A 5,053-nucleotide genomic window follows, 5' to 3' on the forward strand; every position below is an offset into this window, starting at 1 on the left:
GCTGAAGAGCCAGAAGCCGTGGACGCGGAAGCCGCTGTGGCAGAAGCGATCGAGAGCGAACCGCCGAAGCCTGAGGCCATGAGGGCGGAGGCCGTTGCTACGGAGGCCGCCGAAGCCGAAGAGCTAGACGCCGAAGAGCTAGACGCCGAAGAGCCCGAAGCGCCCGAAGCTGATTCAGAGTCGGCGGAGCCGGAAGACGCGGCTGACGAGACCGCTGAGGAAACCTCCGCCGATGACACCACGACGTCGCGCACTCCCAGCTCAAACCGGCGGCGACTCAGCTTGCGACTAAGGAACAGAAGGGGCCGCTAGCACTGAGCTCGCGCAGCGTCGAGTTGTTGCGGACCTGTTGTCGGCGACCACGATGGCCGCTCGCCCCGGCCGGCGAATCTCTGTAAATCCCTTGTGTCACTGTGGTTTCAGTAGTCACATTTGGGCGGTTTTTGTCAGTGGTCGTTCGTAGTGTCTGGGGTATGGGTGCGACTAGCCGTGAGGAGGTTCAGGAGGACTTCGACGCGCTGGGTGCGGTGGTCTCGCGCATTCTGGGGCATGCGTATGACGCGTTGACCTCGCCTGAGCGGCTGGTGTTGTTGGAGCGGCTCGAACGGGAGACTCGCCGACTGCGCGCCCCGCAGCACGCATTGATCAATCAGGTTGTCGCGCAGGCCGACGAGCAAGAGCTGGGTGGCACGTTGCGCTCGGTATTGGCCGATCGATTGCGTATCACCAATGCTGAGGCCGGCCGGCGCATCGCCGAAGCCGAGGACTTAGGTGAACGCCGGGTGCTGTCCGGCGAGCCGCTGGCGCCGCAATTGCATGCGACGGCGGCCGGCCAACGCCGGGGGCTGATCGGTGACGGGCATATCAGGGTGATCCGCAGCTTCTTCGCCCATCTGCCCGCCGAGGTGGACCTGCCAACCCGGGAGGCCGCCGACGCTGACCTGGCGGACAAAGCCGGCCAATATCGCCCCGACGAGTTGGCCCGCTACGCCCAGCGGATCATGGACTGGCTCAATCCTGATGGGGAGCTCAGCGACGCCGAGCGCACCCGCAAACGCGGCATCACGATCGGCAAAGAGCAATACGACGGGATGTCGCCCATCACCGGTTATCTGACCCCCGAGGCGCGGGCCACCTTCGAACCGGTGTTGGCCAAACTGGCCGCCCCCGGGGCGTGCAACCCCGACGACGACACACCCGTCATCGACCAAACACCCGATGAGGACGCGGTGCGCCGCGACACCCGCAGCCAGGCTCAGCGCAATCACGATGGCCTGCTGGCCGGGCTGCGCGCCCTGTTGGCGTCAGGCGAGCTGGGCTGCCACAACGGCCTGCCGGTGTCGATCGTGGTCACCACCACCCTGCAGGACCTGGAGGCCGCAGCCGGCAAGGGCTTCACCGGTGGTGGCTCGCGGCTGCCCATGTCGGACGTGATCCGCATGGCCGGCCACGCCCATCACTACCTGGCGATTTTCGACAACGGCAAAGCCCTGGCGCTGCACCACACCAAGCGGCTGGCCTCCCCGGCACAGCGGATCATGTTGTACGCCAGGGATCGTGGCTGCACGAAACCGGGCTGCGACGCACCGGCTTACCACAGCCAGGTCCACCACGTCCGGGGCTGGGCCACCACCTACCGCACCGACATCGACGACCTCACCCTGGCCTGCGGTCCCGACAACCGACTCGCCGAAAAAGGCTGGACCACCCGCACCAACGCCCGAGGCCAAACCGAATGGATACCCCCACCCCACCTCGACCACGGACAACCCCGAACCAACACCTTCCATCACCCCGAAAGATTCCTGCGCGACGAGGACGACGAAGACGACGAAGACGACCCGTAGCGGCGAGGTCGTCAGCCTTGGGCGACGAACTACCGCTCAGGGCTGTGACCGCCTACTGAAGATCCACCGACTTCCCGGTGGCAGCCGCGTGGCCCGCCCGGTAGCCGAAAACCATTGCGGGGCCGATCGTTCCACCGGCGCCGCCGTAGGCGCGCCCAGTCACGCCGGCCATGGCGTTGCCCGCGGCGAACAGGCCCGGTATCGGCTCCCCGCTGACATGCAGTACACGGCCGTCGGGGTCGGTGCGCGGTCCCCCCTTGGTGCCCATCGCGCCGATACATATCGGCACCGCGTAGAAGGGGGCGGTGTCGATGGGGCCGAGGGTCTTGCCGGCCAGGGTGATGGCGCTGTCGTCGCCCCAGTATCCGTCGTAGGCGCTGGAACCGCGCCCGAAGTCGGGGTCGGCGCCGGCCGCCACGTGGCGGTTCCACTCCCCGATGGTGCGGGCGAGGCCGTCGGCGTCGATGCCGGTCTTGGCGGCCAACTCGGCCAGGTCCGCCGACTCGCAAAACCAGTCGGGGGCGGGCTGCCCGGGTTCGACACCCAGAAACCCATAGCGCTGCAGGTGAACTGAATCGAACACCATCCACGCGCGGTCGTTGACATAGCCGCCGCGGGGGTCGAGGTATTGAAAGGCGCCGGCCATCGAGTTGTAATCGCATGCCTCGTTGACGAAGCGCTTCCCGGCCGAGTTGACGATGATGCTGCGCGGGCGGGTTCGCTCCAGACGGACGCTGCGGCTGCGCGGTTGGCCTTCGATGGTGTCGCCGGGGATCTGCACGATCGGCACCCACCACGCCTCGCCCATGTTGGCCAGGTCCGCGCCGTGCGCCATCGCCATGCGCAGGCCGTCACCGGTGTTGTACGGCGGGGAGACCGCGCCGTGCATGGGACCGCGTAGAAAAGCTTGCGCCAGAGCGGGATCCCATTCGAAGCCGCCGGTGCCGAGGATGACTCCGCGGCGCGCGCGCACGCTCATGCTCTTGCCCGACGCCTCGACCCGTACCCCGGTGATCTCGCCGACCTCGGCAATGAGTTCTTCGGCCCGGGCGTTAACCCGCGGTGTCACGCCGGCGTCCAGCAGACCCTTCAGCAGGCCCGCGATCAGGGCGGTGCCCGCCACGCACAGCTGGCCGGCTCGCTCATCGATCGCCGCGTGCAGGCGGGCCCTGGTCTCGGCGTCGAATCCGACGTTGGACCAGTCAGCCGGAAACGACGTGATCCGCGTGGCCCATTCGCCCAACTCGGTGAGGTCGAAGGGAACCGGGCTTTGTGAGCGGCCCCCGGCCGGCCGTCCGCCCGGCAACTCCGGCCGGTAGTCGGGGAAGCCGGTCGCGATCTCGAAGCGCACGCCGCTGTGGGCCTCGACGAAGTCGAGCATCGCCGGGCCGGTCCGCACGAATGTCTCGACCAGGGCGTCGTCCATCGTTCCCAGGGACTGCGCGCGCAGGTAGCGCAGGGCGTCGGCCACCGTCAATTCCCCGTCGGGAGAACGGTTGTGGGCCGGGATCCAGGCGATGCCCCCCGACACGGCGGTGGTCCCGCCCACGGTCTGGGCCTTCTCGAAGACCCCCACCGAGGCTCCGGCGACCGCCGCGGTCAGTGCAGCCGTGAGCGCGGCGGCGCCGCTGCCGAGCACGACGACGTCGACTTCATGGTCCCAACGCATGGACGGCAATCCCTTCAGCTCTAGCTCAGTAGGTCCGACAACTGTCTCGCGGCCTTGACGACCGCGTCCCTGCCGCGCAGCACCACGTCTTCGCGGTGGGAGATGAGGTTGATGCAGGTGGGCGGGGACGGCGCGTGGCGGCGGACCGCAACGGCCAGGCCGTAGGTATTCGGTTCGATCTCCCCGTGCGTCATCACCCAGCCGCGTTCGCGGGTGCGTGCGACGAGGTCTCGTTCCCCGGGGCGCGGCGGCATGCTGGCGAGCAGGGCGATGCCGGCCGCGCCGCGGTCGAGCGGATACCGGCTGCCCTCATGGAACGAGAGTTGGTAGGCGACATGGCTGGGCACGATCACCGCGATCGCCACCTGCTGGTCGCCCTCGGCGACGAGCAGCGACACGGTGGTGCCGAGTTCGTCGGCCAGGGCGCGCAACGTCGGCAGGCTCAGTTGGCGCACGTTGCGGTCGAACGACGCGCCGAGCACGGCGAGCCCCGCCCCGGGGCGGTAACGACCGTCTTCTCCCTTTGCCACCAAACGGAATTGGGCCAACGTCGACAGCAACCGGTAAGCGATCGTGCGATGCACCCCGACCTGGTCGGCCAGCTGTTGCACGGTCAGCCCGCTCGGGGAGTCGGCCACCATCTGCAGCGCGGTAAGTCCCCGGGCCAACGTCTGAGATCCCGCCCCGGGACCCGTCCCGGAACCCGTCATGGCCTTGACAGACCTGGGCGCGAGAGCCAAGCTCTATAGATATCGCACATCAGTGTGCGATATTAGCACACTCATACAGGTCGAAGCGAGACCCGTCTGGAGGCCGGAGAGGAACCCGTGGCGGAGTTCGAGAGCATCTGGAGCGATCTCCAGGGCGTCGCGTTTGAGCAGGGCTACCTCGAGGCGGGGGGAGTGCGGACTCGCTACCTGCGCGCCGGCGACCCCGGCAAGCCGGTGCTGATGCTGTTGCACGGATCCGGTGGCCATGCCGAGGCCTATGTCCGCAACCTGGCGGCGCACGGGGAGCATTTCTGGACCTGGTCGATCGACATGCTCGGCCACGGCTACACCGACAAGCCGGGCCATCCGCTGGAAGTTCGCCACTACGTCGAGCACCTGATGGCCGTGCTGCGCACGATCGGCGTCGATCGCGCCTGCCTGAGCGGCGAATCGCTCGGCGGGTGGGTGGCCGCGCGCGCCGCGGTCGACCATCCCGATGTGGTCGAGCGGCTTGTCCTCAACACCGCCGGCGGATCCCAGGCCGATCCGGTGGTGATGCAACGGATCATCACGCTGTCCATGGCGGCCGCCGAGAACCCGGCCTGGGAGACGGTCCAGGCGCGGATCAAATGGTTGATGGCCGACAAGTCCAAGGACTACGACGATCTGGTCGCCAGTCGCCAACGGGTATACCGCCAACCGGGTTTCGTCGACGCCATGCGCGACATCATGGCGTTGCAGGATCCCGAGATCCGGGCGCGCAACCTGCTCGGGCCGGACGAATACGGCGCCATCATCGCCCCGACGCTGGTGCTGTGGACGAGCGA

4 protein-coding genes and 1 pseudogene are annotated in these 5,053 nt (G+C 67.9%); 3 read left to right on the forward strand and 2 right to left on the reverse strand.

Annotation, left to right across the window (positions count from 1 at the left end; genetic code table 11):
* A pseudogene (locus tag VMD50_RS02960) lies at positions 1 to 312 on the forward strand (hypothetical protein); the annotation flags it as partial.
* A 161-nt stretch (positions 313 to 473) separates the two neighbouring features.
* Positions 474 to 1,847, forward strand: a complete 1,374-nt coding sequence (locus VMD50_RS02965; protein WP_325424704.1) for an HNH endonuclease signature motif containing protein — start codon at positions 474 to 476, stop codon at positions 1,845 to 1,847.
* Positions 1,848 to 1,899: 52 nt separating this feature from the next.
* Here the strand turns inward: VMD50_RS02965 and VMD50_RS02970 are convergent, their stop codons facing one another.
* Positions 1,900 to 3,516, reverse strand: coding sequence for an FAD-binding protein (locus tag VMD50_RS02970; RefSeq protein WP_325424706.1), 1,617 nt, complete (start codon positions 3,514 to 3,516; stop codon positions 1,900 to 1,902).
* 20 nt (positions 3,517 to 3,536) lie between these two features.
* Positions 3,537 to 4,226 carry an IclR family transcriptional regulator gene (locus tag VMD50_RS02975; protein ID WP_325424707.1) on the reverse strand — a complete coding sequence of 230 codons (690 nt, stop codon included), beginning with the start codon at positions 4,224 to 4,226 and terminating at the stop codon, positions 3,537 to 3,539.
* Positions 4,227 to 4,343: 117 nt separating this feature from the next.
* Here VMD50_RS02975 and VMD50_RS02980 point away from each other — a divergent pair.
* On the forward strand, positions 4,344 to 5,053 hold a 710-nt coding region (locus VMD50_RS02980), incomplete at its 3' end, for an alpha/beta hydrolase (RefSeq protein WP_325424709.1).

Origin of the sequence: Mycobacterium sp. (genome assembly GCF_035506235.1) — a bacterium.
In the GTDB taxonomy this organism is placed as follows: Bacteria; Actinomycetota; Actinomycetes; order Mycobacteriales; family Mycobacteriaceae; genus Mycobacterium.

Bases quoted from the DNA above. Each gene is read 5' to 3' on its own strand.
- VMD50_RS02975 (WP_325424707.1), bottom strand. From the start codon at position 4,226: ATGACGGGTTCCGGGACGGGTCCCGGGGCGGGATCTCAGACGTTGGCC.
- VMD50_RS02965 (WP_325424704.1), top strand. From the start codon at position 474: ATGGGTGCGACTAGCCGTGAGGAGGTTCAGGAGGACTTCGACGCGCTG.
- VMD50_RS02970 (WP_325424706.1), bottom strand. From the start codon at position 3,516: ATGCGTTGGGACCATGAAGTCGACGTCGTCGTGCTCGGCAGCGGCGCC.